This window comes from Nitrobacter winogradskyi Nb-255, from assembly GCF_000012725.1.
Lineage (GTDB): Bacteria > Pseudomonadota > Alphaproteobacteria > Rhizobiales > Xanthobacteraceae > Nitrobacter > Nitrobacter winogradskyi.
In genome coordinates, this window is record NC_007406.1 from 3,039,690 (window position 1) to 3,065,858 (window position 26,169).

Consider the following 26,169-nt stretch of genomic DNA (forward strand, 5'->3'; position numbering starts at 1 on the left):
CCGACATTCCGCCGCCAGCACACGAACCGGATGCGCCCGTCCCTCCGCGGGAATTACCCGGCCAGATGCCCGATGAGCTGCCGCCACAGGCTCCTCCGACACCGCCCGCGCAGCCTCCCGCCACGATGCATATGCGTCACCAAGCGTAATGCAACGGCGCGAGCCATCCAGGTCGGGGCAATCCAGGTCGGTGCAATCCGGATCGGTGAATGACAGGCGACGAATGCCGCATGTCTGATCCGCTCGCGCGAAAACGGATCACCGCCACACTCCAGCCTTATCGCTATCGATTGATCGGTTCCCCGCTCACTGACGGCAGGCTGGTCCTGCTGCCGAAATCTCTCTTGGAAGAAATAGCCATGACGCATTTTCGCCTGCTCCTGCTCGCCACGTCGGCTCTCACTCTCTCGTCGCTGACGGTGACGCCTTCACAGGCGCAATCCGGGCCGGTCCAGTTCGCGCAGGCAACGCCCTCGGGCGAGAACGGCGACAAGGACAAGCGGAAGGGACCGCCGAAAGCCGCACCCGATCGTCCGGCAGCCAGCCAGCCCGCGGCGGCGCCTCCTCATGCGCGCCCCAAGGCGCCGAAACCTCCGACGGCCGCTCCGCCGCGACCCGCCATACCCCCGGCGGCCCCGCCTTCGCGGCCGACAGCATCGCCACAGCGAGCAACACCTCCCGCTGCTCCAGAGACGCCTAGAGCCGCACCATCGCCTCAGCCAGCCACGCCGCCGGCTGCCCCGAAACCGCCCGCGCCGTCAGCCGTCGCCCCGCCGTCTCCACCAAAGGGCACGCCGCCGGCTGCGATGAAACCCGCTCCTGCGACGTCTGCTCCGATCGCGCCGCCACAAGCCACGCGACCCACGACGCCCCCAGCCGGCGCGGAGCCGAATGCAATGCGTCGCGACGAGCAAGGCCGTGGCAGATTCGAGCGCAACCGTGGTGAACCCGGTGGTCCCGGCGAGCGCCAGAAGGGCGCAGCGCCTGCGCCGAAGACAACCCCGGCGGCCGGATCGCCGTCCGACGCTCCAAAACCCGCGCCGGCGAACCCGCCCGTGGCCGCTCCGGCCGCAAGCCCCTCCCCCAATCCGAATGGAACCAAGGCCGGATCTGAGCCTCCCACCCCCGCCAGCCGGACCGCAAGGCCGGCAGGCGCGCCTCGTGCCCCCCAGGCGCCGCCGACCGTCACGGCTCCCCTGCCGCCGCCACCCCCGGTCGCCGACAAGGTCGTGGCGCCCGGCGCCGCGCCACAGGGACCCCGCCGCATCGAGGATTTTCGTTCCAGGCGGCAGGAGACGCAGCAGGGTGGCCGCACCATCATCACCGAACCGGGTCGCGTGATCGTGCGTGATCCGAGCGGACAGTCATTCATCCGGCACAACGAAAGTGATCGATTCCGCCGCGGGGCGCGGGATATCCGGCAGGAGCGCGTCGGTAACGACACCCGTAACATTGTGGTGCGGCAGGACGGCACGCAGATCATCACCGTCAACGATCGCGACGGACGGATGCTGCAACGAATCCGCCGTGACCCGCGCGGTCAGGAGATCGTCATCATCGACAACAGGCATCCCGGCCACGGCGGCCGGGGTGGTGCGCTCGCCGCAGGCGTCGCCGCCGGCATAGCGGCGGGCGCGATCGGCAGCTACTTCGTATCGCTGCCGCCGCCGCAGATCGGAATTCCGCCCGATCGTTACATCGTCGAAGCGGAAGGCGCGCCGCCCGAGGTGATCTACGACACCCTGATGGCGCCGCCGGTGGAGTCGATCCAGCGTCCTTATACGCTCGATGAAGTTCGCTACAGCCCGATGGTGCGCGCGCGGATGCCGAGCATCGATCTCGACACCATCAATTTCGAGACCGGATCATGGGATATCTCGGACGATCAGGCCGCGAAACTGCAGGTGATCGCCGACGGCATCAACCGTGTGGTCGCGCGCAATCCAGGCGAGGTGTTCCTCATTGAGGGCCACACCGACGCCGTTGGCAACGACGTCGACAACCTGTCGCTGTCGGATCGCCGGGCGCAATCGGCGGCGGAGCTGCTGACGCAGCAATTCCAGGTGCCGCCGGAGAACCTGGTGACGCAAGGCTATGGCGAGCAGAATCTGAAGATTCAGACCGACGGTCCCTCGCGGGAGAACCGGCGTGTCACGGTCCGTCGTATCACGCCGCTCCTGAACGGCGGGCAGACCGCGGGGTATCAGCAGCCGCCCAACTGATCGAGCAGAAGCAAAACGAAACGGCCGGGAGCGATCCCGGCCGTTTTTGTTCTTATTGAAGCCGGTTGCCGCTGTCGTCCCACGCGGGCTCGCGATGCGCCTACAGCCCCAGCTTCTTCCTGCGCTGGCCGAGCGTGCGCAACCGCAGCGCATTGAGCTTGATGAAGCCGGCCGCATCGCGGTGATCATAGGCCACGGCTCCCTCCTCGAAGGTGACGAGGTCCTGATCGTACAGCGAATACGCGCTGTCGCGGCCGACCAGGATGACGTTGCCCTTGTAGAGCTTCAGCCGCACCTGTCCGGTGACGTAACGCTGGCTCTGGTCGATCGCGGCCTGCAGCATCTCGCGCTCGGGCGAAAACCAGAAGCCGTTGTAGACCAGCTCGGCGTATTTCGGCATCAGTTCATCCTTCAGATGCGCCGCGCCGCGATCCAGCGTGATCTGCTCGATGCCGCGATGAGCAACCAGAAGAATAGCGCCGCCCGGCGTCTCATACATGCCGCGCGACTTCATGCCGACGAAACGGTTCTCGACCAGGTCGAGCCGGCCGATGCCGTTGGCGCGGCCGAGTTCGTTCAGCTTCGCGAGCAAGGTGGCGGGAGACATCTTGCCGCCATCGATGGCGACGGCATCGCCCTGCTCGAAATCGATGGTGATGTAGGTCGGCTGGTCCGGCGCCGCCTCCGGGTCGATGGTGCGCGAATAGACGTAATCCGGCACTTCCTGCGCGGGATCTTCCAGCACCTTGCCCTCGCTGGAGGCGTGCAGCAAATTGGCGTCCACGGAGAACGGCGCTTCGCCGCGCTTGTCCTTGGCGATCGGAATCTGGTGCTGTTCGGCGAACGCGATCAATTGCTCGCGCGAACGCAGATCCCACTCACGCCACGGCGCGATGATGGTGATGTCAGGCTTGAGCGCGTAATAGCCAAGCTCGAAACGGACCTGATCGTTGCCCTTTCCGGTCGCGCCATGCGCCACGGCGTCGGCGCCGACCTTCTCCGCGATCTCGATCTGCTTCTTCGCGATCAGCGGGCGCGCGATCGAAGTGCCGAGCAGATATTGCCCCTCATAAACCGCATTGGCGCGGAACATCGGGAATACATAATCGCGAACGAACTCCTCGCGTAAGTCCTCGATGAAGATGTTCTCGTCCTTGATTCCGAGCAACTGCGCCTTCCTGCGCGCGGGCTCAAGTTCCTCGCCCTGGCCAAGATCGGCGGTGAAGGTCACGACCTCGGCGCCGTAGGTGGTCTGCAACCATTTCAGGATAATCGAGGTATCGAGCCCGCCCGAATAGGCGAGCACGACCTTCTGCACCTTCTTGCTCATGGAAATCCTGTGATGACGTGAATTCGGCGGGACTATAGGCGGAACCGGACCCCACGCAAGGTCCGAACGCTCATACCGGCTTCTCCGGCGCGGGTGCGGGGCCGACATCGCGGCCTCGCCATCGCTGCCGCAGGCGATAGCCCGGCCAGGCGAAGCGGGTCAACGCGGCATCGATCCCGGCGTCGCTCTTGCGGGTCGACGGCCAGCGGTAGATGTAGCCGTGCACCAGCCAGATCACCAGAAACGCCACCAGACCCGCCGTCGCCACGTCGGTGAAGAAATGACCGCCGAAGGCCATCCGCAGCACGCTGGTGACCGCGCCGAACGCGAGCGCCCCCGCATAGGCCAACGGCCGCCACGCGGGCGGCGTCAGCGCCGCCGGGGCCAGCGTCCAGAACGCGGTCGCGCCCTCGCCGGAGAAAAAAGAGCAGTTCCGGCCGCACTCGCCGCGCGGGTCCCACCAGGGCATGAACTTCCACGGGCCGCTGAACTCCGTCACCATCACCGGCCGGGGCCGGGCCCAATAGCTCTTGAACGTCAGGTTGGTGAGAATTCCCGCGCTGAGCAGCATCGTGATCAGCAGAAACGCAACGGCCCGGCCGGACATCATCAAGGGGCGATCGGGGCGAAACATCTTGACCGCCAGCGCGACGATCGCGGGGACCGCGAACCCCCACGCCACCCACATCGCGGCATTGCGCGCGAACGAGGCGAGCGCATCGGACTTGAGCGGAAAAGTCCCGGTCGCGGAATCATAGAACAGCGCCGCTAGACGGAGATCGTATTCGGGATGAATCCCGAACACGACCCCGATCACGAGCGCAAGTCCAAGCGCAATGAATAAGCCGGGGCGGTTCATGGAGCGCGGTTTATAGCGTTTTCGAGCGAAGTGGAATCCGGTTCGCGTGAAGAAAACGTGTCAAACGAAGGACTCTCGAGCATGATCCCGCAAAGTGGAAACCGGTTTTCGGATAAAACCATGCTCGATCACAAGGTTTACGGCTACAGGCATGAAAAGGCCGAGGACGGCTCAGGTCCGCGAAGGCAAGTCGGGAGGCCGCGGATCGCGGGGAGCTTCCCGCCACGCGCCGGCATTGCGCCCGGCGATCAGCCAGTAAGTGAGGCCGGCGACGACGCCGGCTCCGGTCATGATTTCGAGGTGACGGCGCACGATGCCATCAAACCGCATGGTCTCGGGATCGAACGGAACCAGGCCAAGATAGCAGGCCGCGCCGCAAATCGCGCCGCCGACGGCGTAAGCCAGTATCCCTCGGATCGAGAAGGCTTCGGTGATGAGCACCACGATCATCGCCGGCAAGAGCGCAAAGCCGCTCACGAAGATGAAGCCGAATCCGAGGACGACATCCAGCGTATCCGGATTCGGTAGGGTGACGTCGAGATCGCTGAACTCTGGATACAGCAGCGCCACCACGACGATCGTCCCCGCAACGAAGCACGCCGCCAGAAGTCCGAACAGAATAGCGAACAGCCGGCCGATCAGCGCCATGACGGCAATCCATCCGCGACGACAGCCGTCATCTCCTCAATCCGTCATCGCCATGGCGCGGAGCGCCTGACGCTCACGAGCGGACAGCTTCTCGGTTTCGGACTTGAGTTGTCCGCATGCGGCCAGAATGTCGCGGCCGCGCGGCGTGCGCACCGGAGAGGAGTAGCCAGCGTTGAAAACGTACTCGGAAAATTTCTCGATCTGGTCCCAGTCGGAGCATTCATAGCGTGTCCCCGGCCACGGATTGAATGGAATCAGATTGATCTTGGCGTGGATGCCATTGAGCAGCTTCACCAGCCGCCTGGCGTCATCGAGCGAGTCGTTGACGCCCTTGAGCATCACGTATTCGAACGTGATCCGTTTTGCGTTGGAGGCCGCCGGATAATCACGGCACGCCTGCATCAGTTCGGCGATCGGATATTTGCGGTTCAACGGCACCAGTTCGTCGCGCAACTCGTCGCGCACCGCATGCAGCGAGATCGCCAGCATGACCCCGATCTCCTCGCCGGCGCGAACGATGTTCGGAACCACGCCAGAGGTCGACAGCGTGATCCGACGCTTCGAGATGCCGATACCCTCATTGTCGGCGACAATCAGAAGCCCGTCGCGAACCGCGTCGAAATTATAAAGCGGCTCACCCATCCCCATCATCACGATGTTGGTGACAAGACGATTGCCATGCGGCGTCTCGCGGTCGGCCCAGTCGTTCAGCCGGTCGCGCGCGACCATGATCTGGCCGACGATCTCGCCCGCCGTGAGATTGCGCACCAGGCGCTGGGTGCCGGTGTGGCAGAAGGAACAGTTCAGCGTGCAGCCGACCTGCGACGATACGCACAGCGTGCCGCGATCGGTCTCCGGAATGTAGACGCATTCGACTTCATGCGGTTTTTCGAGATCGTCGCCGCTCGGCAGCCGCAGCAGCCATTTGCGTGTTCCATCGCTGGAAATCTGTTCGGCAACCACTTCGGGGCGATCGAGCGTGACGTGCTTTTCGAGTTCAGCACGCATGTCCTTCGACACGCTGGTCATTTCGGCGAAGGTGCGGGCCCCCCGAACATACATCCAGTGCCAGAGCTGCTGCACCCGCATCCTGCGTTGCTCCCGCGGGATGCCGATGGCGGCGAGCCGCTCGGCCATTTCCGCGCGCGACAAGCCGATGAGGGAAGGCTTCGCCGGGGGCACGTAGGTCCCAATCGCGGTTTTCTCCAGGGGAACGCCGCCCTCCGCCATTCCGGACACAGCCGTCCTGTTCGCTGCGATGTCCGTCTCAGTCGATTTTGTGCTCAGGTTGCCGGGCGTCTCGGTCATGCAGCATGACATAGGCTTTCCAGCGCCCGCTGAAAAGCCGGTAAACGCAGCAAGGCGGCGTTGATGGGTCGTGTTGATGGGTCTGCTTCAACCACGCCGAACCAGACCCAATCTTTCGACCGAGCACGATCTTATACCGAGAACCGGTTTCCACTTTGCTGAGCGCGGCTCTTCGGGCTTGGATCTCAATTCTAGCGCTTGCAATCCTGCGCAACCCTGTCCAGGGCCTGCGACAATCCCTTGAGGGAAAACACGTCCGTAGTCTGCGTCCCCCTCGACGACATGCCCTTGACGGTGGCTTCCGAACCCTTGCGCATAGCGTCGATCAGACGATCCTCATCGGCGGCGTTCTTGATCCAGATGCCGTCGCCCTGGGTGTACATCGCGTAGCTCGTACCGCTGACCTCGACCGTAGCTTCCGAGCCCGGCTTGAGCGGATAGCCCATTGTGACCGATACTTCGTTCGTCACCTTCTCCGCCGGCCGTGTCGAAACAAAAGCATAGGCCGTATCGCGCGGCCGATTCGGCGGATTGGTCCTTGAGGATGTCGGCTTGGAGAGAGCGAAACATACTTTCTTGCCGTTAGGCGAGGCGGTGTACGCCCCCCATGCGCCGAACTGTCCCAGCAGCGTCGGCTCGGAACTGCCGGCTGTCGGTGCGCTGAATGCGGGAGCAAGGCCGAGCCCACCTGCGAGCAGACTTCCCACCAGAACTGTCAGCAATTGCCGCATAGACATCATCAAATCTCGTCCTTCATCATTTGTGCTGGAAGATGGCTTGACGTGCGCGGATCACACGTCACCGGGAATAACTGGAAACGCCTGATTTGTGAAGGCGGCCCATCCTTGCGGCTCGCGTCCCGATTCGCAAGTTCTCCGCCCGGCCCGGCGGCACGCAATGACGCCGCACGATCGCGTGACGGAGTCATGCGATGCTTGAACATGATCCGCCGACTGGGTTGAGCCGGACCATGCTCCAGAAACTATTGTCTGGCCGCATTTTCTTGCGGCAGAACCGATATCAATTCGCGGATAATGCTCCAGCGATCGCGACAGCAGCCACGCCTTCATCATGGAAGCGCGGTATCGGCATGGCCTGAGGCGTTTACGCCGCTTCGTTCTCTATCCCGCGCTTTAATGCCGTGCGCGCGGCCTCACGATGCTCCGGCGTGATATGCGCGGCGACGATCCTGATCGCCGTCGCGAGCACCGCGGCGTCGTCGGTGAAGCCGAGCACCGGCAGCATGTCGGGAACGAAATCGAGCGGCAGAACGAAATAGGCGATGGCGCCGAGCAGCGACGCCTGCACATGACGCGGCGTCTGCTTGTCGAATGCGCAGTAGTAGGCGGCCAACAGATCCTCGGCGAAGGGAACATGAGCAACGACGCGCTTCAGCTTGCTCCAGAAACGCCGGCGCACATTGTCGCGGTCCTGCGCCAGCCGATCGGCCGGCTCAAATCCCACACTATGTTTCGATGCCGTCATCAAGGTTCCCGAACGCAAGTTTCCCGAACGTATGTCGCGGATCGTCAATGACGCCGCACCCACAAAGTGGGAACTGCGTTTCTCCGCTGCAAGGCCGGTATCGACGCGCTCAAATCCCGCCACACTGCCTTGCGATCGCGTTCATCGCCTCCGCCAGCCTGATGTCGCGCTCGGTGACGCCGCCGGCATCGTGAGTCGCGAGCACGACCTCCACCGTCCTGTAGACATTGCGCCACTCCGGGTGGTGATCAGTCTTTTCGGCGACCAGCGCGACGCGGGCCATGAATCCGAAAGCCTCGTTGAAGTCCCGGAACGTGAAGGTTCGCGTAATGGCCTCGCGACCGGCGACCTGCGACCAGCCCGGCAGTTCGTTGAGCGCCGTGTTTCGTGCTTCATCCGAAAATCGCTCCACCATGTTTGTCTCCTTTCGCGGACTGGGAAAAGGCTATGGTCAGATCGGTTCACATTGGCGTGTTTTGGGGCGAAGCGGAGCCTGCCGTCTCCGAAGAATCCCATGAAACGTTGCTTCCGATCGGTATTGAGCATATAAGGGCTATTTACGATCTATCTTATAAACAAGTGTTGCTGTTCCCCGCCCGGCGTTTCCACGCTGGTATGGTGATATAACGCCTTGGCTAAGGCGTTTGTTGATGTATACGGCCTATATCGAGAACGGGCATCGCGGAATCGCGCTTACGCGAGGGTTTGCGCCGATGTTCGTCGCGCTTCCTTTCTGCCTTCGCGGAGTCTTCCGAGATGACCTTCGTTGTCACTGAAAATTGTATCAAGTGCAAATACATGGATTGTGTGGAGGTATGTCCGGTCGACTGCTTCTACGAAGGCGACAATATGCTCGTCATCAATCCCGACGAGTGCATCGACTGCGGCGTGTGCGAGCCTGAATGTCCGGCCGAGGCCATCAAGCCTGACTCCGAGCCGGACCTCGAAAACTGGCTCAAGCTGAACGCCGAATATTCCGCGGTCTGGCCGAACATCACCATCAAGCGCGATGCGCCTGCCGACGCGAAAACATTCGACGGCGTCGCCGGCAAGCTGGAGCAGTATTTTTCAGCGAATCCCGGTCAAGGCGACTGAACGCGCGCACCGCGCCGTCGCTATTGTCCCGAGATGCCGGGGCAGTCGGCATCCGACGAAGAACGATGGCGTTTTCGAGCGCGGCATGCCCTCAGGCCCGAGGATACCGGTTCGCGTCACGGAAACATGTCAGGTCAGAATCTGGAGACCGCGCTTTTGATCCCATCAAAGCGGCGGAAAATCTGGTGACGCGGCTTGCGGCCAGGAATATCAGCGTGAAGCGAGCCTATGAGGCCCCCGCCGCCGACGATGGCTCGCGGATACTGGTTGACCGCCTGTGGCCTCGGGGTCTCCCCAAGACGGAGGCCGCCATCGATCTCTGGTTAAAGGATATCGCGCCCAGCACCGGGCTGCGCAAATGGTTCGGACACGATCCCGCCCGCTGGCAGGAGTTCCGGCAGAGATATGTGGAAGAGATTCACCAGCACCCGGAAGAACTCGACGAATTGCGGACCCGCGCCAAAGCCGGCCGGGTTACGCTCGTCTTTGCGGCTCATGATGAAGCACACAACAACGCGGTCGTGCTGAGAGATGTCCTTCTGGGCCGCGTCAGCTGAACCGCTCCATCCCGGAGGGCCGGCTGCGCTCGAAAACGCGACAGCCGTACCCGCCACGATCATTCGCAAGGTTCGATCCGTCAGGGCGCCATCAATCGCCGCCGCCCGCGCTGGAGCGACGCAGTCCCCGCTCGACGAGACGGATAAGGCGCCTGGAAAACTCAAGCGCATCACTGGGGCGGTCTCCGTCGAGAACGCGCGCATCGTCAAGCAGCATCCGGGCGGCGTCCTCCTTGAACTCGCGATCATCCTGCCCGAGCGCCGCCAGCGAAGCGACCAGGGGATGGTTCGGATTCACTTCGAGAACCGGCTTGGATGCGCCCGCCAATTGTCCCACTCCGAGGAGAATTTTTTCCAGTTGCCGATCGGGTCCCGACTCGGCGGCCACGAGGCAAACCGGACTATCGGTCAGACGATCGGACGAGCGGACGTCTGAAACCAGGTCCGAAAGCGTTGTCTTGAGGAAGGCGAGAAACTCCGTGACACCCTCGCTGACGTCCGGTGACGGCTCGGTGCCGGCGTCGAGGCGCGGGATCGCAGCCAGATCCGCTGCTCCCTGCGTCACGGATTTGAACGGCTTTCCCTCGAAGCTCGGTCCGGACGTGACCCAGAAGCTGTCGACCGGATCGGACAGCAGGAGAACCTCCACGCCGCGGGCGCGAAAGCCCTCCAAATGAGGCGAGGCTTCGAGACGGGCGGCATCCTGCCCGGCGAGATAGTAGATCGAGGTCTGATTTTCCTTCAACGCGCCGACATAGTCCTTGAGGCTTCGCAACGATCCGGCCGTCGTCCTGAAGCGGGAGAGGCCCAGCACGGTGTCACGCCGGTCGGCGGCATCGTAGATGCCTTCCTTGAACATCGGACCGAAGGCTTCCCAGATTTTCCCGTAGGCCTGCGCGTCCTTGTCTGCCAGCTTCTCAAGCTCGCTGAGGATGCGGCCGGTGATGCTTTTCTTGATCGCGGCCAGGATCGGACTTTCCTGAATCATTTCGCGCGAGATATTGAGCGGCAGGTCCGCCGAGTCGACGACACCGCGCACGAACCGCAGATAGCGCGGCAAGAGATCAGCATCCTCGGTGATAAAGACGCGTCTCACGTAAAGTTTGAGTTGCCGCTTCTTGTCCGGCTCGAACAGATCGAAAGGCCGGGTCTGCGGCACGAACAGCAGCGCCGTGAACTCCTGCCGGCCCTCGGCGCGGAAATGCACCGTCAGCGCGGGTTCGTCGAACTGGCCCGCGACGCTGCGGTAGAAATCGGCGTATTCGGAAGCGCTGATCTCGCCGCGCGGGCGGGTCCAGAGCGCCGCGCCATCGGCGATCTCGGCCGGCTCGGCTCCGGGCTTCTCGATGAGCGCGATCGGAACCGGCACATGCCCCGATTGTTCCTTGATCATCTGCTCGATCTTGAGCCGATCGGTATATCCCGTCGCGTCTTCGGTCAGATGAAGCGTCACGCGGGTTCCTCGCGCGGGGGCCTCGCTCTCGTCCACGGGCGTGACCGTGAATGTCCCCTTCCCGTCCGATGACCAGCGCCAAGCCTCCCTGGCGCCCGCGCGCCGTGAGACCACATCGACCTGATCCGCCACCATGAAGGCCGAATAGAATCCGACGCCGAACTGACCAATCAGGGCGACGCCGTCACCCGACTCCGCGGCCTCAGCCTGCTCGATGAAAGCCTTGGTGCCCGACCGCGCGATCGTTCCCAGCGCGTCGACCAGTTCGTCCCGGCCCATGCCGATACCGTTGTCCTCGACCGCCAGTTGCCGCCGTTCCGCATCGATGGTGATGGAGATGCGCGGTCTGGTTTCATCCGTCAGCAAGGCAGGATCGCTGATCGCCTCATAACGCAGACGCTCGCAGGCGTCCGCAGCGTTCGAAATCAGCTCCCGCAAGAACACGTCCTTGTCGGAATAGACCGAGTGCACCATCATCTGGAGCAGCTTGGCCACATCCGCCTCAAACACCCGGCTTTCGGCCGCGCCATTCTTGTCGATTGTCGAGGTCATATCTCGTTTACCCTTGATCAACTTGACGCAAAAACTCAGTGCGCTTCAAACGTTCATCTTCCCGTCGCGGCGGATCCGGTCAAGCGGGCCTCCGAACCTGCCCGCACGACAGGATGCCGGCATGGCCTGGATCTGAAGCTCGCATCAAAGGTTCGCAATGGATACGCGAATCTGGGAACCGAAGCACCCGCGCCGGGATGATATAGAAACCATCTGCGTGTCATTCCAGTGCGTTGCGCCTGCCACGGCCCAGGAAACGCATGGAAAACGCATGGAAAACGCATGGTGGCCGGCCCGGCACCGGCAAGCTATTTAGAATGAACCTAATCTCGTGCGGTAGTAATGCGAAGTCGGTTTCGCTAAACACCTTTGGACGATCTTGAAGGGTACCGCCCGCCTCCTGGATTTGCAGAGCACTGACCCGGCGACGAGACAAATGGACAATCCGGATAGATTGACAGTCGACGGTGACGAGCTCTGGCAGCGAAAGAAGCGCCGCGCTTTTTTCATTAATCAACTCTATCAGTGGCATTGGATCAGTTCAGGCCTGTGTTTGATCGGCATGCTGCTGTTCGCCCTGACCGGAATTACGCTGAACAATGCCGGTCAGATCGAATCCAAGCCCGCGGTGACGATGCGTCAGGCACAACTGCCCCAAGCGCTGATCGCCGACCTTACGTCTGATCCAGGCAACGCCAAGGCGGCTCTGCCCTCGAGCATCAACGAGTGGCTGCGACGCGAGATCGGCGTCAGCACCGCGGAGCGCGACACTGAATGGTCGTCCGACGAGGTCTATGTCGCCCTGCCCCGACCGGGCGGCGACGCATGGCTAAGCATCCAGCGCGACGGCAGCGGCGCGGTATCTTATGAGGTGACCGACCGCGGCTGGATCGCCTATCTCAATGATTTGCACAAGGGCCGCCACACCGGCAAGGCGTGGAGCTGGTTCATCGACGTGTTCGCGGCCGCCGCGATCACCTTCTGTCTTACCGGCCTGCTGCTCCTGCAGCTTCATGCCAAGCGGCGTCCGGCCACCTGGCCCGTCGTGACCCTGGGACTGATTATTCCGACCCTGCTCGCTGTTCTTCTCATTCATGGCTAGAAGGTAAACAATGCGCCTTTTGATTTCCGCCGCACTCACGACCCTTGCCGCAAGTTCGTCGCTGGCTTCCGAGGCGACCATCAGCATCGATGTTCCTCAGCTCGATGTCGCCGAGTACCACAAGCCTTATGTCGCGATGTGGGTGGAACAGGCCGACGGCGGCAAGATCACCAATCTTGCCGTGTGGTACGACGTCAACCACAAGAAAAACGAAGGTACGAAGTGGCTCAAGGACGTACGGCAGTGGTGGCGCCGCACCGGCCGTGAACTCGCGCTTCCCGTCGATGGATTATCCAGTCCGACCCGCGCGCCCGGCACCCACCAGATCAAGTTTGATAGCGCCAGCAAACCGCTCGAAGGACTGACGCCAGGCAAATACCAGCTCGTCATCGAGGCCGCTCGCGAAGTCGGCGGCCGTGAATTGCTGAAGATCCCGTTCGAGTGGCCGCCGAAGGCACCCGCAACCGGCGAAGCCAAGGGGGAACGTGAGCTTGGCACGGTCACATTGAAATTGACCCCTTAAAGCTTCCGCTTCCAATGACATCGGAAACGGAACGCCACGAGTCAATCTGACGCGTTTTTTCTCGGGAGCCGATACTCCCATCGTTCAAAAACGCCTTGATCGCGCCCTCGAACACACCGTGCGTTTGTCGCCTCACAGCTTTCATGGAAAGGATTTCGCCATGACCAACCATCTCAAGCTTGCACTGATCGCGGCGACGGTTTCGCTGCTTGCCCCGCCCGCGCAGGCTCACCGCGCCTGGCTGCTGCCATCCGCCACTGTCCTGTCCGGCTCCGACCTCTGGGTCACGGTCGACGGCGCCATCTCCAACGACCTGTTCTATTTCGAGCATAACCCGTTGCCGCTCGACAAGCTGGCGATCGAGGGACCCGACGGCAAGGCCGTCACGCCGGAAAACCTGGCCAAGGGCCGCTTCCGCAGCACCGTCGATTTCAAACTGGCGCAACCCGGCACCTACAAACTGAGCCTGACCCACCAGGGCCTGTTCGCGAGCTATAAACTGGACGGCGAAAACAAGCGCTGGCGCGGCAAGCCCGACGAACTGGCCAAGGCCATTCCCGCCAAGGCGACCGACGTGAAGGTCACGGAAAACCGCAGCCGGATCGAAACTTTCGTCACCTCGGGCAAGCCTTCGTCCGACACGCTGAAACCGACCGGCACCGGGCTCGAGATGATTCCGGTGACCCACCCCAACAATCTGGCGGTGGGAGAGAAGGCGACGTTCCGTCTCGTGCTGGACGGCAAGCCCGCCGGCAATGTCGCGGTCGAGATCGTTCCCGGCGGGATCCGCTATCGCGACACACTGAACGACAGCAAAGCCACCACCGATGAGACAGGCACTTTCAGCATAACGTTCCCGGAGCCGGGCTACTACTGGATGAAGGCATCGGTGCAGGACGACAAGAGCACGATCAAGGACGCGCAGCAGCGCCGCAGCACGTACATCACCACGGTCGAAGTGCTGCCGCAGTAACACGATGACAGCGCCGGTCGCGCGGCGTGTGGCCATCCCGATAATCCCGGAGATGCCGCACGCCGTATCTTCGGCGGAGCGCATCCGGGAACTCGCCGGCACGACCATGGGCACGACGTGGACGGTCAAGTTTGTCGGATCGTCCGCCCGCGCGCAAACCCTGCACCGGATGATTCCGCTGGCCCTTGAGCGCGTAATCGCGCAGATGAGCCCGTGGGAAGGTCAGTCCGACATCAGCCGGTTCAACCGTCTGGCGCTGAATCGGTGGCAGGATCTGCCGCCGGAATTCAGCCGCGTCATGGTGAGCGCGCTGCGCATCGCGGCGGAATCCGGCGGCGCTTATGATCCCACCATGGGAGCGCTGGTCGATCTCTGGGGGTTTGGTCCGAGCGGCGCTCGCGCCTCGCCGCCGTCGCCGGATGAGATTGCCCAACGCCACCGGGAGTGCGGATGGCGACGGCTCGACCTTGATGCCGGCGCCCGCCGCATGCGGCGATCCAGTTACGGACTGCTCGATCTCTGTGGCATCGCCAAGGGATTCGCGGTCGATCTGGTGGCGGAAACCTTGCGTGAGCTCGGGATCCACAACGCGCTGGTGGAGATCGGCGGCGAATTGCGGGGCCTCGGCGTCAAGCCGGACGGCAGCCCGTGGTGGGTCGAGATCGACCGGCCGGCGCGGCCAACGGATAAGGCCGCCGCCGAGCCGATCCTGGTCGCGTTGCACCAGCTTGCAATCGCGACATCCGGATGCGAACGCGGCTTCACGCGCGGCGCGGACCACTTCTCCCACACACTGGATCCGCGAACCGGATGGCCGATCGCCAACGGCATGATGACTGCAACCGTCCTGCATCCCTCGTGCATGGAAGCCGATGGCTACGCCACCGCGCTGATGGTGCTTGGACCGGATGCCGGCGTCGATTTCGCCGTCAAGCACCAGCTTGCGGCTCTCATCCTGTTCAGGCAAGGCGATGCCGTCATGGAACGGACAACACCGGCCCTCGATGCCATGCTGGCGTGAGAGCATGCTGACGTGAGCGTGAGATGAGAGCCGGCCATCCTTGCGCCGCCGGCTCTGATATCGTCGGTCGCACGGTTTCCACTTTACGCTGGCGCGGCCCTTCGGGTCGGGATCATGCTCTAACCGCAAAACCGGCATCCGCTTTCACGGAATACGCGGGAAACTCGTCCACCCGCGCAATCGCCTCTTGCAGAACCTCGACGCCGGCATCTGGCTTTACACCGTTCTCCGCAAGATAACGTCGAAACCCCCGCGCCCCCGGCACGCCATGAAACGCGCCGACAAGATGCCGGCTGATGGAATGCAGTCGCGCGCCGCCCGCGAGCTGTTCCTCAATGTACGGGACCATGGCTTCGAGCGCCTGCTTCATCGTCGGGTGTGGCGGTGCCTCACCGAAAAGCTCGGAGTCGACCTCCAGCAGACGCCACGGCTCCTGATAGGCGGCGCGGCCCAGCATGACCCCGTCGACATGCGCCAGATGCTGTTTCGCTTCCGGGATCCCACCGATACCGCCGTTGATGATGATGGGCAGGCCGGGAAACGACGCCTTCAACCGGTAAACCCTGCCATGGTCCAGCGGCGGAACATTGCGGTTCTCCTTCGGAGACAATCCTTGAAGCCAGGCTTTCCGCGCGTGGACGATCAGCGCATCGACGCCGGCGGCGACAACCTTGCGCACGAAAATATCAAGGGCGGATTCCATGTCCTGATCATCAATACCGATCCTGCACTTCACGGTGACCGGAACAGAAACCGCGCGCTTCATGGCGTTGACGCTCTCGGCAACGATGTCTGGTTCGGCCATCAAACAGGCTCCAAACCGACCATCCTTCACCCTGTCGGACGGGCAGCCGACGTTCAGATTGATCTCGTCGTAACCAAAATCCTCTCCGATCCTTGCCGCGATCGCGAGATCGGCCGGATTTGATCCACCGAGCTGGAGCGCGACCGGATGTTCAATATCGCTGAACCCGAGCAACCGATCGCGCGCGCCATGAATTACGGCACCGGTCGTCAGCATCTCGCTGTAGAGCCACGCCCTGCGCGTGAGCAGACGATGAAACACCCGACAATGACGATCTGTCCACTCCATCATCGGCGCGACGGAAAATATATGTGGTTGATTTAGCTGCATTTTTCGCGTACATTCAAATCGTTAGGTCGCGTCGTGTGCACTAAGTTTTACGCCGTGACACGACGTTTTTTCCGGCTTTTCTGTCCGTCGTCAGATGAATTGAGACTGTTCCGGGGTCACGGGAACGGAGGTTCTGGCTCATCTGGGTTTGAGGTTAGGTGTTCAGTCCCGGCATTTGATGGATTGGATCGATGATGAATCGATCGGGCTCTGAAGTCCATCGTTTGCAGATGAACTCGTAGGGTGTGAGGCCTTTGAGCGTCTTCAGCCTTCGACCGAAGTTGTATGCCTTGATGAAGTCCTGAAGGTGCCGGCGCAGTTGGTCATGATTGTCGTAGTGGAAGCGCTTGACGGTGGCGTCCTTGATGGTGCGGTTCATCCGTTCCACCTGTCCGTTGGTCCAGGGATGGTTGATCCTGGTGAGCCTGTGCTCGATGCCGTTCTCGTCGCAGACGCGATCGAAGATGTGGTGGAACGCATATTTGTGACGGGCGTGGTTGGTGAACTGGATGCCGTTGTCCGTCAGCACCGTGTGGATGGCATAGGGAACTGCCACGATGAGGTTGCGCAGGAACTGAGCCGCGACCATCTTGCCCGCCTCTTGGTGGAGCTCGGCGTAGGCGAACTTCGAAGTGCGGTCGATGGCCACGAACAGGCGCAGCTTGCCCTCAGCCGTCTGCACCTCGGCGATGTCGATGTGGAAGTAGCCGATCGGGTAGCTCCTGAACGTCTTCCTGATCGGCTTGTCGCCTTCGACCTCCGGGAGCCGGCTGATGCCGTGACGGTGCAGGCAGCGATGCAATGAAGACCGCGACAGGTGCGGGATCGTTGGCTGAAGCGCGTAGAGGCAATCATCGAGCGGCAACAGGGTATGCTTGCGGAAGGCGACGATGATCGCCTCCTCCTCGGATGAGAGCACCGTCGAGCGCGGATCTTTCGGTCCCGTCGGAAGGTCGGCCACCGAGGTCCGCTTCTTCCATTTTGCGACGGTCTTCTGGTTGATCCCGTAGCGTTTCGACAGCGCTCTCAGGCTCTCTTCACTATTTTGTATTGCTCGACGGATTGCCTCTGTCGTCGTGGCGCTCCCGTGAAGAACCTGTCCCATAGCGCATCCTTCCATTCTCCGGAAAATAATGCACCATCAAATGCCGGGATCAAACAGTTAGGCGGCCTGCAGGTGATGCTGCAAGCGTCTTTGGTGGATGGTCTGGCGTTTGATCCTTTCGCGTTCGGTGAGGATGGTCTGCCCGCGGCCGAAGTAGACGTCAGCGGGCGTGAGATTATCGATGCTCTCGTGATAGCGGCCGTGATTGTAGTGCTCGACGAAGGCCGCGACCTGCCGTTCAAGGTCGCCGGGCAGATAGTAGTTTTCCAGCAGGATGCGGTTCTTCAGGGTCTGATGCCAGCGCTCGATCTTGCCCTGCGTCTGGGGATGATACGGCGCGCCGCGAACGTGTTTCATGCCCTTGCCGTCGAGCCAGGTAGCGAGTTCGGCCGAGATGTATGAGGCGCCGTTGTCGCTCAACAGCCTCGGCCGATGCGCGACCGTGATCTGGTCGAGCCCCGATGCCGCCAGAGCCAGATCGAGCGTGGCGGTGACGTCATCCGCCCGCATCGTGGCGCAGAGCTTCCAGGCGACGATGAAGCGGGAGAAGTCGTCGAGCACGGTCGAGAGATAATACCAGCCCCAACCCGTGATCTTCAGGTAGGTGAAGTCGGTTTGCCAGAGCTGGTTGGGCGCTGTCGTCTTGTCCTTGAACTCAGACGCCGCCTTGATGACGATATAGGCTGGGCTGGTGATGAGATCATGAGCCTTCAGCAGCCGATATACCGACGCCTCCGAGACAAAGTAGCGCTTCTCGTCGGTGAAGCGCACCGCCAGCTCGCGCGGGCTCAGCTCCGTTTCGCGCAGCGCCAGCTCGACGATCTCGGCCCGGATTGGGTCAGGAATCCGGTTCCAGACACGATCCGGCCGCGAGCGATGATCGGCCAGAGCCTCGATCCCACCGGTGAGATAGCGATCGTACCAGCGATAGAACGTGGCGCGCGGGATGCCGAGCTTGTCCAGGGTTCGCCGTGCCGGCAGATGCGAGGCCTCGACCAGGCGAATGATCTCGGCCTTTTCGGATGCAGGATACCTCATGTGTCGTCCTCCCCATCCGCGAGCATGCTTTTTTTCAGCAGGCGGTTTTCCAGGGTGAGATCGGCCACGGCCTCCTTCAGGGCCTGCGCCTCACGGCGCAGCTCTTTCACCTCGTCCGACGTCGCGGCGCGGGCCGTGTCACCAGCGAGACGGCGCTTGCCGGCGTCGAGGAACTCCTTCGACCAGCCGTAATACATCGACGAGGCGATCCCCTCGCGCCGACACAGCTCGGCGATGCTCTCCTCGCCGCGCACGCCTTCCAGCACGATGCGGATCTTCTCTTCAGCCGAGAACTGCCGGCGCGTTGCCCGGCGGATGTCCTTCACGACCTGCTCTGCCGGTGCTTTCTCCGGCCCGGATTTCTGTCTCATCTGCGCTCCAAATTGGCTGCGATGATCCAGAAATCCTCCCTTCCCGAAAACCCCTAAACTGTCTCAAGAGCCCTGACGGCGGACAGTCGCGCGGCGTTGCACGGGTGGATGATCGGCGGGTGCTGAACGGGATTTTCTGGCGGCTGCGCACCGGTGCGCCGTGGGCGGACATTCCAGCGCGCTACGGCCCGCATACCACTTGCGTGAACCGCTTCAACCGGTGGCGCAAGGCAGGCGTGTGGGATCGCATTCTGTCGGCTGTTTCAAAGGCTTACGATGGCGACATCCAAATGATCGATTCGTCGTCGATCCGCGTGCATCAACATGCGGCCAACGGTCAAAAAAACAGACGCGATCCCGTTGCATAGGTCGCTCGCGCGGCGGGCTGACCACCAAAATCCACGCGCTGGTGGATGCCTGCGGCCTGCCGATCGTCCTCAAGATCACCGAAGGCCAGGCCCATGACGGGCGTAGCGCGCAGGACATGATCGACACCGTCGAACGCGGCGACGTGCTGCTGGCCGACCGGGCCTACGACTCCAACGCCCTGCGTCAAACGCTGGCCGCGCGCGGCGCGAGAGCCAATGTGAAGCCGATGCCAAATCGCGTTGCGGCCTTGCAATTCAACAGACGGCTCTATCGCAAGCGCAATCTGGTCGAACGCTTCTTCAACAAAATCAAGCACTATCGCGCCGTCGCCACCAGATATGACAAACGTGACGACAACTTCCTCACCTCCATCAAGCTCGCCTCAATCCGCATCTGGTTGCGATTTAATGAGTCGATGACCTAGGCCGGATCGACATTCAGGATTCCCAGGCGGTCTGATCGCTGATTCATAGGGTTCCGTGATTCTGACACGGAGCTGCACGATGGGGATCAAGCGGTATGAGCTGAGCGATCATCAGTGGGCGAAGATTGCACCGTTGCTGCCAGGCAAGGCCTCTGATCCGGGACGGACGGGATCGGATAATCGGTTGTTTGTGAACGGCTGCCTGTGGGTGCTGCGATCCGGCGCGCACTGGTGTGACCTGCCGGAGCGCTATGGCCGCTGGAAGACGGTGCATCGGCGGTTCAGCAGGTGGTGCCATGCTGGTGTGTGGGAACGGGTGTTCTCCACCCTGACAGCCGATCGCGACAACCAGTATCTGATGCTCGACTCAACCATCGTTCGAGCCCATCAGCAGGCGGCTACCGGAAAAGGGGGGCCAAGGATCAGGCGCTGGGGCGTTCCCGAGGTGGACTGACCACCAAGGTCCACATGCTCGCCGATGCGCTGGGCCGACCCTTGCGTTTCATCGTCACCGCCGGGCAGGTCGGAGACATCACACAAGCCCCCGCGCTGCTCGAAGCCCAGGCCGGGGACGCCGTGCTGGCCGACAAGGCTTATGACAGCAACGCCTTGCGTGCACTCATCGCCGGCATGGGCGCCGAAGCGGTGATCCCCTCAAACAGGACGCGCAAAATCATCATCCCGCATGACGCCGGTCTCTACAAGCACCGCAACCGCATCGAGCGCTGCTTCAACCGTCTCAAGCACTTCCGCCGTTTCGCCACCCGCTACGACAGGCGAACCGTTCACTTCACGGGCTTCGTTCACCTGGCCGCAGCCCTGATCTGGCTGCCGTGAATGTCGATCCGGCCTAGAGTCTTTTCGCTTCTGACGGAATCAGAAGCGAGGCTCTATGATCTTGTTTTAACGCGTTTTCTTCACGCGAACCGGTATCCACTTCGCTCGAAAACGCTATAGGAGCGCGTCGATCCCTTCCGGTGTGACGGGAACTGGATCGCCGTCGGCATCGCCGACACCTTCCCAGCCGGTGACCACGCGGCGGGCGACCGCCTTCGCCATGACCAGTGCCTGCTCCTCCTTGCTCGCCCCTTCGGGCAGCGCCTCGACCGCCGGATCGTTGCGTGCGGCGACCATGATCGCGGTGGTGACGGGCAGGACGTGTAGGCGCAGGCCAGCCCCGAGATCGAGCCATTTCGGCTCACTGGAAAGGTCGAGACGGATCATGGTCAGTAGCTTTCGATGTCGTTGACGAGAACGGCGGTGCACATCCGTCCCAGCGCAGCGTCGCGCGCGGCCTGCCAGTCGAAGCTGGCCTGCACGCCCTGCGGTCCGGAAATCTCGATCCGCGGGCGCGGCAGATAGACGGCGTGGACGGTGAAGGTGAAGCTCTGGCCCGAGGTCAGGCCGTAGGCGAATTCCAGTTCGCAAGGGGTGCCACCGATCGCCTGGCTGACGAGCGTGCTGTCGGCGAAGCGGACCTCCGTGCGGCCGGTGAGCGCGGCAATCGAAGGATCGGCGCCGTCGATCATGCCGTCGGCGCGGATGGTCTCGATCCGGTCGAGATTGTTGGCATAGGTGATCTCGGTCGAAACCACGTTGCCCAGGGCGGTGCCGTTGCGTTTGATCGAGCCGTTGAAGTGGCCGAACCGGATCAGGTCCAGTTCCGCCGGTGTTCCCGCGCCGCTGGTCGTGGCCACGGTCTCGCCCTGCGCCACCAGCCGCGCGGTGGCGGTGAGCAGGCCCGAACGCTGCATCTGCCAGCTGAGCTGGTCCAGCACCACGCCGGAATACATTGCGTAGCGCGGCACCTCGGGCATGGCGGTCTCGATCGCCATGCTGGGCAGCGTCCAGCTGCCGGACTGGAACGTATGGGTATATGGACCGGGCGAGCTTCCGGTGGTGGTCGGCGCGCCGAAGGCCGCCTTCAGCCAGAAGCCGAAGGCCTCGGCATCGATCGGCACCACCACATCGCCATCGGCGGTCACCGCGTCCTTGATGGGCGCAAGAGGATCGCGGCCATAGCCCAGAAGCTCCGAGTTCAGAAGCGGCTGTTCCGCCCCGAGCGTGGCGCTGGCAAAGGGCATCCGGGTGTAGCCGCTGCCGGGCGGCGTGCCATAGGTCGTCTCGAACGCGAGCGCCATCCGCGCCCGCGCCCCTTGGGCGCGTGCCATATCGGTCTCCTTGTCGAAGGGGTTCAGCCGAGCGGGTCGGCTGTGGAATAATGCAGTACCACCGGGATGACGGCCGCCTTCAGGCTGGCCGCGCCATCCACCGGCAGATCGACGGGCTGTGGGGCCTCCGCCTCCACCCATAGGATGGTTCCGCGAGCGGTGGGCATGCAATGAGCCTGTAACCTGTCAGTGCTCAGGCTTGGGTATTTAAGCCCAGCCTGTAAGCCGCTTCGTGCAGGGCGCGAGCATATTCGATGCCAACCACCGCGAACTCCTGCGCGATATCAGCATGTAGCTGCGAGCCTGGTCGCTCAATGAACTCCGCCGTGTTCGAAGAGGCAAAGACAATTCTCTCGGTGTAGCCCTTCACGCGGAGTTCTTTCGCGAGCGTCAGGTAGGTTTCGACAACCAGGCAGTCCTTAAACGAATCTTTACCTTGGCGCGCAGGTGTGGCTCTCTGCATCATCCTTCGATGGGCGCGCCCAGTCAGAGTGTCAGTCGTAGGCGCAACGAGAGAAGCGTCGACCCAGTCCACGAGGATTAACTCGCATCGCGAAACGGCGTTCAACCCGTGTGAAAGATCAGCTTGACCGTTCACACCGAGCGCGCCGCTCCAGCCATCAATCCTTTGCAGCTCAATCTGCAGCTTGCGTAGACCGTCTTCCGTCTCCTGACGAACTCTTCCCCGGTTATCGCTGAGTTCGTCACAAACTTGGCTGGCAACGACTGAGCCAACTGATCCGATCAGTTTGACGGCCTCTGCGATTGCCTTAGCAGACAGAACTGATCGTGCATCCACGTTATCGCGGCGTGGTGATCTCAAGATATCGAGCAGAATGCATGTATCTGGCAAGATTAGAGGAACCTGAGCCGCAACGATGTCATCCAAGTTTTGGAGTGTCACGGCGCTTATCCCCTCGTGAGGCGATCATACGTCTCAAGAAGAGAAATTCCCTTTTCGTAGTCGATGGCGAGTTTTTGCGCGGATTGCTCATCCCACCCGTCGATCTCGACGAGCCATTGAATAAGAATATCGGTGCCGAGTGGCGGCCCACCGAGGTGCACCGCCACAACAAATTGCTCCCATCGCTCAGCATCATTGGGATGAGAATTGGTTGTGCTTTTGTTTGCCAAAACTGAAAAGCGCCGCAAAGATTCTGCAGCACCCTTCGAAATCCAGCTATCGAGCTGGCGGACAGGCTCTGTGATGTTGACGTTGAATTCGAATTCCCGCTGGGCTGGCTGGACTACTTTTCTTACAAAGTCCTGTAATAAGGCGTTGTACTCGGAGACACTCAGCTGACCTTGCTCGGCGGGCACAATGTTCGTAACGGCATATCCATTTTCTCGCTGCCATAGGGTCAGTGCCGCCATCGGTCGGTCGGAACCGACGTAACGAAACTGGATGATGTCTTCATCGCCGCCAGAATATTTGCGAAGTTCTGTTTCCTGGTCTGCATCATGAACCCAGTCCGGCGTCTGATGGTTCACAAGGCATGTTCGGATTGCGTTCAGGTCGCCTTGGGCTGGTGCCAACGTCAGATCCTGAAATGCTTCTATTCCCTGTGTCGACACCTTGGCGCTCCCGTGCTTTTAGTGGTCTATCCATAGCCTGACGCAGGTCTGGAATTCTAGATGGTCTCTCGTCGCTGCTGCGAAACGCCGGGAGACCAGAAAAGACTAGCGGTGCCTGCCGCAGCAGCTATTTCAAGGCATTCGCCCGTCCACCCAGTTCGCCACGATCTGCCCCGGCACCGCATCGCGCATCCGCTCGGCGTCCCGTGCGAGGTCCAGCCGCTTCGGCAGCCTGACCTGCGGGACCAGCAGGAAGATCGGCACGGTGGCCAGCCCCCGACCGGTCTTCGACCGTGACGCAACCGCACGGCCCCTGCTGTTCAGCCGCCCCTCGGCGACCAGCAGGCTCGGACCGGTGCGGCGATAGACGAAGCGCAGGCGCAGGCCGGTGCGGCGTTCCCATTCACCGGGAGTGATCCGCCCGCCGCGCAGGGACTTGCCCGCCGCAGGCGTCGGGATCGTCAGCCAGAAGCCGTTCTTCGAGCGGATCAGCGGGCCGGTGTCGTGCGCGCCGACGATCACCGGCGCCTTCGACCAGACCAGCGCAGCCGCATTGAGACTGGTCCTGCCTTTCGGGAACTGCTCCGACCGGATGGTGCGGGCAAGCCGCGCCCCGAGACCCGCGCCGGTAATCTGCGCGCGCCAGGCGGTCTTGAGGCCGGTCCCGGCGTCGCGCATTGCTGATGTGACGGCCTTCTCACCGGCCTTCACCTCCTCGTCCATCAGGCGGACGATATCGCCGACGATGCTGACGCCGAGTTTCATGCGGGCCTCAGATCGAGAGTCCAGACGAGCCGTTCGCGGTCGCGAACGGGTTCACCCTGAATGAGAAAGGCGTCGCCGCCGATCTCGATGCGATCACCGGGACGCGGGTTCGGAACCTCGGTCACGCGCAGGTCGATCCGCGTTGTTTCCGACCAGAGCCGCGCATCACCGAAGTCGGTGATCGCATCGGCCCGTCGGGCAACGACGCGCACCGGAACGGACACGCCGCCATTGGCGATGTAGACCGCGTCCCGCCCGATGTTCGGATCGGCGAAGAGCGCACTGAGCGCGGCGGCGAAAGCACTCATCAGAAGCTCGCGTTCAGGCGCACCCTACCGATGGTGTCGCCCGCGCCGCTCGCCACGGCCTCGACGGCCACCCCGATGAGCGCGTTGTCGGTCGAAACGGTCGTGGTGCGCTTGTTGGTATCGTCCCAATAGACCCTTGCGCCGACGGTCCAAGCCTGGCTGCCGACCTTCGTCAGGTCGAAGACGCCGACGAGCGCGGTCTCGACGGGTTCGCCACTGGCGGCGGTGCCTGCGGCCACGCCGAAGACGGAGCCGACGAGCAGGCCGTCGCCGGAGACGACGGCATAGGGGGCGGTCAGAGTGATGGTGTTGCCGGGCTGGACGTAGTTCTTCATCGCGAGGGTCCTTTCGGAAAAGCGAAGGGCGGCCCGTCAGGACCGCCCGGATGTCAGGGTTCGGGATGGGGTGCGCGTTACGCGCCCGGGTTCTTGTAGAGGCCGCGCCAGTCGATGGCCTTGGCGCCGAAGTCGAGGCGGCACTTGATCTCGACGCCGTCGACGTCGAAGCCGTTGCGGGTCTCGATGTACGCGCCCTGCTGCCCTTCGAGATAGGCATACTCGATGGTGTCGATCTGGGCCGGTGAGGCCGCCAGATACCAGGCGGTCTCGCTGGCGGCATCGAGCCGGGGCTCGCTGATCGGCGCCAGCGTGCGGATCGCGCCGTATCCGCGCAATCATCTCCACGACCAGCATCTCCCACCACCTGCTTCGTTACAAAGCAGGCAGCGCAACAGACCAACCTTCAGGGGGTCAATTTTGGACGCCGATCCCCCGGCTTAGAGGGTCAATATTGCAGGCCGAATGACACACAAGGGTAAGGCCTATCCCGGCGAGCATGCGGCCATCATCGACGAGCGGCTATGGGATCAGGTCCATGCCATCCTGCGGGAGAGCCCGCGCAAGCGGGCCAACAATAGCCGCGCCCAAGCGCCTGCACTCCTGAAGGGACTGATCTTTACGGCCACAGGTGCCGCCATGACACCGAGCAGCACGAAGAAGGGTGCACGGCGATACCGATACTACGTCTCGATGGACGTCATCCGGAACCGCGAAACCGGCGAGGAGGACATTCCGCATCGCCTCCCTGCCGATACAGTGGAAGCAGCCGTCGTGAACGAATTGCGGCGGGTCATGCGCGGCCCGGAAATCACGGCGCAGGTCATTGCCCACTTGGAGCGTGAGGGTCACGCGTTTGCCGAGACGGACGCGATCTCCGCACTGCAAAAGTTCGAGGACGTCTGGGGCCAACTATTCCCTGCGGAGTAGGCCCGGATCGTGCAGTTGCTGGTGCGAAGGGTCACCGTGACGGCTGAGGGGCTGGTCATCGATGTTCGGACTGACGGTGTCTCGGGCGTCATGCGGGACATGATGGCACCACGAACAAGGGAGGCGGCTGAATGATCAAAACCGACGATACCATCCAACTCTTCGTCCCGCTCAAAGTCCGCAAGCAGAACGGGCGGCCGAAGATCATGCCGCCTGCCAACTATCTGCCCAGCGAAGACCGGACACAGGATCCGCACATCCTTCGCGCCATTGGCCGGGCTTGGGGCTGGCGACGGCGCATGGAAGCTGGCGAATTCAATACGGTCACCGATCTGGCGAAATCGGTTGGGCTCGCAGAGCGCCATGTTAGCCGACAACTGCGGCTCGCCTACCTCGCGCCCGGTGTCCTCAAACGTTTGGTCTACAGACGCGACGTACCTGTCGTGACCCTGTTGAAACTGACCGATGTCGCGGCCCTGCCATGGGACGAGCAGCCGGAGCGGGTGTTCGACTGA

General features: G+C 62.4%; 30 protein-coding genes and 1 pseudogene. 11 read left to right on the plus strand and 20 right to left on the minus strand.

Annotated features, from left to right (window positions below; genetic code table 11):
• The first annotated feature begins 359 nt into the window (after window positions 1-359).
• The gene (locus NWI_RS18045; RefSeq protein WP_041345674.1) at window positions 360-2,222 is read left to right on the plus strand and encodes an OmpA family protein; all 1,863 of its coding nucleotides are present in this window, start codon (window positions 360-362) and stop codon (window positions 2,220-2,222) included.
• Between the two features lie 100 nt (window positions 2,223-2,322).
• Here NWI_RS18045 and NWI_RS14555 read toward each other — a convergent pair whose 3' ends face one another.
• The 7 genes from NWI_RS14555 to NWI_RS14585 all read right to left on the minus strand — a co-directional run bounded on the left by NWI_RS14555 (window position 2,323) and on the right by NWI_RS14585 (window position 8,267).
• Window positions 2,323-3,552 (minus strand): argininosuccinate synthase, encoded by a 1,230-nt coding sequence (locus tag NWI_RS14555; protein WP_011316001.1) that lies wholly within the window; start codon window positions 3,550-3,552, stop codon window positions 2,323-2,325.
• A 70-nt stretch (window positions 3,553-3,622) separates the two neighbouring features.
• The gene (locus NWI_RS14560) at window positions 3,623-4,411 is read right to left on the minus strand and encodes a phosphatase PAP2 family protein (RefSeq protein WP_011316002.1); all 789 of its coding nucleotides are present in this window, start codon (window positions 4,409-4,411) and stop codon (window positions 3,623-3,625) included.
• A 171-nt stretch (window positions 4,412-4,582) separates the two neighbouring features.
• Window positions 4,583-5,059, minus strand: coding sequence for a hypothetical protein (locus tag NWI_RS14565; protein ID WP_011316003.1), 477 nt, complete (start codon window positions 5,057-5,059; stop codon window positions 4,583-4,585).
• Between the two features lie 36 nt (window positions 5,060-5,095).
• Window positions 5,096-6,289, minus strand: coding sequence for a 23S rRNA (adenine(2503)-C(2))-methyltransferase RlmN (gene rlmN / locus NWI_RS14570; protein ID WP_041345675.1), 1,194 nt, complete (start codon window positions 6,287-6,289; stop codon window positions 5,096-5,098).
• 269 nt (window positions 6,290-6,558) lie between these two features.
• Complete coding sequence (locus tag NWI_RS14575) at window positions 6,559-7,107, minus strand: invasion associated locus B family protein (RefSeq protein ID WP_011316005.1); 549 nt, start codon at window positions 7,105-7,107, stop codon at window positions 6,559-6,561.
• A 364-nt stretch (window positions 7,108-7,471) separates the two neighbouring features.
• The gene (locus NWI_RS14580; protein ID WP_011316006.1) at window positions 7,472-7,852 is read right to left on the minus strand and encodes a YkvA family protein; all 381 of its coding nucleotides are present in this window, start codon (window positions 7,850-7,852) and stop codon (window positions 7,472-7,474) included.
• Between the two features lie 109 nt (window positions 7,853-7,961).
• Window positions 7,962-8,267: a 4a-hydroxytetrahydrobiopterin dehydratase gene (locus NWI_RS14585; RefSeq protein ID WP_011316007.1), complete on the minus strand. Its 306-nt coding sequence runs from the start codon at window positions 8,265-8,267 to the stop codon at window positions 7,962-7,964.
• A gap of 341 nt (window positions 8,268-8,608) precedes the next feature.
• Here NWI_RS14585 and fdxA point away from each other — a divergent pair, with 341 nt between their 5' ends.
• Together fdxA and NWI_RS14600 are read left to right on the plus strand one after the other, a co-directional pair.
• Window positions 8,609-8,947, plus strand: a complete 339-nt coding sequence (fdxA, locus tag NWI_RS14595) for a ferredoxin FdxA (protein ID WP_011316008.1) — start codon at window positions 8,609-8,611, stop codon at window positions 8,945-8,947.
• A 185-nt stretch (window positions 8,948-9,132) separates the two neighbouring features.
• Window positions 9,133-9,504 (plus strand): DUF488 domain-containing protein, encoded by a 372-nt coding sequence (locus NWI_RS14600; RefSeq protein ID WP_041345161.1) that lies wholly within the window; start codon window positions 9,133-9,135, stop codon window positions 9,502-9,504.
• A gap of 91 nt (window positions 9,505-9,595) precedes the next feature.
• Here the strand turns inward: NWI_RS14600 and htpG are convergent, their stop codons facing one another.
• On the minus strand, window positions 9,596-11,509 hold the full coding sequence (htpG, locus tag NWI_RS14605; protein ID WP_011316010.1) for a molecular chaperone HtpG: 1,914 nt from the start codon (window positions 11,507-11,509) through the stop codon (window positions 9,596-9,598).
• Window positions 11,510-11,963: 454 nt separating this feature from the next.
• Between htpG and NWI_RS14610 the strand changes: the two genes are divergently transcribed.
• The 4 genes from NWI_RS14610 to NWI_RS14625 all read left to right on the plus strand — a co-directional run bounded on the left by NWI_RS14610 (window position 11,964) and on the right by NWI_RS14625 (window position 15,128).
• Entirely contained in the window at window positions 11,964-12,611 is a 648-nt protein-coding gene (locus NWI_RS14610; RefSeq protein WP_041345677.1) for a PepSY-associated TM helix domain-containing protein, read from the plus strand.
• A 10-nt stretch (window positions 12,612-12,621) separates the two neighbouring features.
• On the plus strand, window positions 12,622-13,134 hold the full coding sequence (locus NWI_RS14615) for a DUF2271 domain-containing protein (RefSeq protein ID WP_011316012.1): 513 nt from the start codon (window positions 12,622-12,624) through the stop codon (window positions 13,132-13,134).
• 160 nt (window positions 13,135-13,294) lie between these two features.
• Window positions 13,295-14,107: a DUF4198 domain-containing protein gene (locus NWI_RS14620; protein ID WP_011316013.1), complete on the plus strand. Its 813-nt coding sequence runs from the start codon at window positions 13,295-13,297 to the stop codon at window positions 14,105-14,107.
• 4 nt (window positions 14,108-14,111) lie between these two features.
• On the plus strand, window positions 14,112-15,128 hold the full coding sequence (locus NWI_RS14625; RefSeq protein WP_011316014.1) for an FAD:protein FMN transferase: 1,017 nt from the start codon (window positions 14,112-14,114) through the stop codon (window positions 15,126-15,128).
• A 112-nt stretch (window positions 15,129-15,240) separates the two neighbouring features.
• On the opposite strand, the gene dusA is transcribed toward NWI_RS14625, so the two are convergent.
• The 3 genes from dusA to NWI_RS14640 all read right to left on the minus strand — a co-directional run bounded on the left by dusA (window position 15,241) and on the right by NWI_RS14640 (window position 18,777).
• Window positions 15,241-16,263, minus strand: coding sequence for a tRNA dihydrouridine(20/20a) synthase DusA (gene dusA / locus NWI_RS14630; protein ID WP_011316015.1), 1,023 nt, complete (start codon window positions 16,261-16,263; stop codon window positions 15,241-15,243).
• Between the two features lie 154 nt (window positions 16,264-16,417).
• Window positions 16,418-17,368 carry an IS481 family transposase gene (locus tag NWI_RS14635; RefSeq protein WP_011313641.1) on the minus strand — a complete coding sequence of 317 codons (951 nt, stop codon included), beginning with the start codon at window positions 17,366-17,368 and terminating at the stop codon, window positions 16,418-16,420.
• 57 nt (window positions 17,369-17,425) lie between these two features.
• A protein-coding gene (locus NWI_RS14640; protein ID WP_148203761.1) for an IS3 family transposase occupies window positions 17,426-18,777 on the minus strand; the annotation gives its coding sequence in 2 pieces (ribosomal slippage) (window positions 17,426-18,441 and window positions 18,441-18,777; 1,353 coding nt in all).
• A gap of 32 nt (window positions 18,778-18,809) precedes the next feature.
• Between NWI_RS14640 and NWI_RS17155 the strand changes: the two genes are divergently transcribed.
• Together NWI_RS17155 and NWI_RS17160 are read left to right on the plus strand one after the other, a co-directional pair.
• A protein-coding gene (locus NWI_RS17155) for an IS5 family transposase (protein WP_244375026.1) occupies window positions 18,810-19,570 on the plus strand; the annotation gives its coding sequence in 2 pieces (ribosomal slippage) (window positions 18,810-19,112 and window positions 19,115-19,570; 759 coding nt in all).
• Between the two features lie 79 nt (window positions 19,571-19,649).
• Window positions 19,650-20,407: pseudogene (locus NWI_RS17160) on the plus strand (IS5 family transposase).
• Window positions 20,408-20,521: 114 nt separating this feature from the next.
• On the opposite strand, the gene NWI_RS14670 reads toward NWI_RS17160, so the two are convergent.
• From NWI_RS14670 to NWI_RS14705, 9 genes are all read right to left on the minus strand, one after another.
• On the minus strand, window positions 20,522-20,794 hold the full coding sequence (locus NWI_RS14670; RefSeq protein ID WP_011316018.1) for a hypothetical protein: 273 nt from the start codon (window positions 20,792-20,794) through the stop codon (window positions 20,522-20,524).
• Between the two features lie 2 nt (window positions 20,795-20,796).
• Window positions 20,797-21,741: a phage tail tube protein gene (locus NWI_RS14675; protein WP_041345162.1), complete on the minus strand. Its 945-nt coding sequence runs from the start codon at window positions 21,739-21,741 to the stop codon at window positions 20,797-20,799.
• Window positions 21,742-21,764: 23 nt separating this feature from the next.
• Window positions 21,765-21,908, minus strand: coding sequence for a hypothetical protein (locus NWI_RS17165; RefSeq protein ID WP_202943780.1), 144 nt, complete (start codon window positions 21,906-21,908; stop codon window positions 21,765-21,767).
• Between the two features lie 26 nt (window positions 21,909-21,934).
• Window positions 21,935-22,645, minus strand: coding sequence for a PIN domain-containing protein (locus NWI_RS14680; protein ID WP_011316020.1), 711 nt, complete (start codon window positions 22,643-22,645; stop codon window positions 21,935-21,937).
• A 5-nt stretch (window positions 22,646-22,650) separates the two neighbouring features.
• On the minus strand, window positions 22,651-23,316 hold the full coding sequence (locus NWI_RS14685) for a hypothetical protein (protein WP_011316021.1): 666 nt from the start codon (window positions 23,314-23,316) through the stop codon (window positions 22,651-22,653).
• 132 nt (window positions 23,317-23,448) lie between these two features.
• Window positions 23,449-24,081 (minus strand): DUF6441 family protein, encoded by a 633-nt coding sequence (locus NWI_RS14690; RefSeq protein ID WP_011316022.1) that lies wholly within the window; start codon window positions 24,079-24,081, stop codon window positions 23,449-23,451.
• Window positions 24,078-24,389, minus strand: coding sequence for a head-tail joining protein (locus NWI_RS14695; RefSeq protein ID WP_011316023.1), 312 nt, complete (start codon window positions 24,387-24,389; stop codon window positions 24,078-24,080). Before NWI_RS14695 ends, NWI_RS14690 begins: the two co-directional genes overlap by 4 nt.
• Complete coding sequence (locus NWI_RS14700) at window positions 24,389-24,724, minus strand: DUF2190 family protein (RefSeq protein ID WP_011316024.1); 336 nt, start codon at window positions 24,722-24,724, stop codon at window positions 24,389-24,391. Before NWI_RS14700 ends, NWI_RS14695 begins: the two co-directional genes overlap by 1 nt.
• A gap of 77 nt (window positions 24,725-24,801) precedes the next feature.
• Window positions 24,802-25,062 carry a hypothetical protein gene (locus NWI_RS14705; protein ID WP_041345163.1) on the minus strand — a complete coding sequence of 87 codons (261 nt, stop codon included), beginning with the start codon at window positions 25,060-25,062 and terminating at the stop codon, window positions 24,802-24,804.
• A gap of 127 nt (window positions 25,063-25,189) precedes the next feature.
• Between NWI_RS14705 and NWI_RS14710 the strand changes: the two genes are divergently transcribed.
• Window positions 25,190-25,654, plus strand: a complete 465-nt coding sequence (locus NWI_RS14710) for a zinc ribbon domain-containing protein (RefSeq protein WP_011316025.1) — start codon at window positions 25,190-25,192, stop codon at window positions 25,652-25,654.
• Between the two features lie 131 nt (window positions 25,655-25,785).
• A complete protein-coding gene (locus NWI_RS14715; protein WP_011316026.1) occupies window positions 25,786-26,169 on the plus strand; it encodes a hypothetical protein in 384 nt (127 codons plus the stop codon).

Excerpts from the sequence above, each read along its gene's own strand:
- NWI_RS18045 (WP_041345674.1), top strand. The coding sequence starts at position 360 with ATGACGCATTTTCGCCTGCTCCTGCTCGCCACGTCGGCTCTCACTCTC.
- NWI_RS14555 (WP_011316001.1), bottom strand. The coding sequence starts at position 3,552 with ATGAGCAAGAAGGTGCAGAAGGTCGTGCTCGCCTATTCGGGCGGGCTC.
- NWI_RS14560 (WP_011316002.1), bottom strand. The coding sequence starts at position 4,411 with ATGAACCGCCCCGGCTTATTCATTGCGCTTGGACTTGCGCTCGTGATC.
- NWI_RS14565 (WP_011316003.1), bottom strand. The coding sequence starts at position 5,059 with ATGGCGCTGATCGGCCGGCTGTTCGCTATTCTGTTCGGACTTCTGGCG.
- rlmN (WP_041345675.1), bottom strand. The coding sequence starts at position 6,289 with ATGGCGGAGGGCGGCGTTCCCCTGGAGAAAACCGCGATTGGGACCTAC.
- NWI_RS14575 (WP_011316005.1), bottom strand. The coding sequence starts at position 7,107 with ATGATGTCTATGCGGCAATTGCTGACAGTTCTGGTGGGAAGTCTGCTC.
- NWI_RS14580 (WP_011316006.1), bottom strand. The coding sequence starts at position 7,852 with ATGACGGCATCGAAACATAGTGTGGGATTTGAGCCGGCCGATCGGCTG.
- NWI_RS14585 (WP_011316007.1), bottom strand. The coding sequence starts at position 8,267 with ATGGTGGAGCGATTTTCGGATGAAGCACGAAACACGGCGCTCAACGAA.
- fdxA (WP_011316008.1), top strand. The coding sequence starts at position 8,609 with ATGACCTTCGTTGTCACTGAAAATTGTATCAAGTGCAAATACATGGAT.
- htpG (WP_011316010.1), bottom strand. The coding sequence starts at position 11,509 with ATGACCTCGACAATCGACAAGAATGGCGCGGCCGAAAGCCGGGTGTTT.
- NWI_RS14615 (WP_011316012.1), top strand. The coding sequence starts at position 12,622 with ATGCGCCTTTTGATTTCCGCCGCACTCACGACCCTTGCCGCAAGTTCG.
- NWI_RS14620 (WP_011316013.1), top strand. The coding sequence starts at position 13,295 with ATGACCAACCATCTCAAGCTTGCACTGATCGCGGCGACGGTTTCGCTG.
- NWI_RS14625 (WP_011316014.1), top strand. The coding sequence starts at position 14,112 with ATGACAGCGCCGGTCGCGCGGCGTGTGGCCATCCCGATAATCCCGGAG.
- dusA (WP_011316015.1), bottom strand. The coding sequence starts at position 16,263 with ATGCAGCTAAATCAACCACATATATTTTCCGTCGCGCCGATGATGGAG.
- NWI_RS14635 (WP_011313641.1), bottom strand. The coding sequence starts at position 17,368 with ATGGGACAGGTTCTTCACGGGAGCGCCACGACGACAGAGGCAATCCGT.
- NWI_RS14670 (WP_011316018.1), bottom strand. The coding sequence starts at position 20,794 with ATGATCCGTCTCGACCTTTCCAGTGAGCCGAAATGGCTCGATCTCGGG.
- NWI_RS14675 (WP_041345162.1), bottom strand. The coding sequence starts at position 21,741 with ATGGCACGCGCCCAAGGGGCGCGGGCGCGGATGGCGCTCGCGTTCGAG.
- NWI_RS17165 (WP_202943780.1), bottom strand. The coding sequence starts at position 21,908 with ATGCCCACCGCTCGCGGAACCATCCTATGGGTGGAGGCGGAGGCCCCA.
- NWI_RS14690 (WP_011316022.1), bottom strand. The coding sequence starts at position 24,081 with ATGAAACTCGGCGTCAGCATCGTCGGCGATATCGTCCGCCTGATGGAC.
- NWI_RS14695 (WP_011316023.1), bottom strand. The coding sequence starts at position 24,389 with ATGAGTGCTTTCGCCGCCGCGCTCAGTGCGCTCTTCGCCGATCCGAAC.
- NWI_RS14700 (WP_011316024.1), bottom strand. The coding sequence starts at position 24,724 with ATGAAGAACTACGTCCAGCCCGGCAACACCATCACTCTGACCGCCCCC.
- NWI_RS14710 (WP_011316025.1), top strand. The coding sequence starts at position 25,190 with ATGACACACAAGGGTAAGGCCTATCCCGGCGAGCATGCGGCCATCATC.
- NWI_RS14715 (WP_011316026.1), top strand. The coding sequence starts at position 25,786 with ATGATCAAAACCGACGATACCATCCAACTCTTCGTCCCGCTCAAAGTC.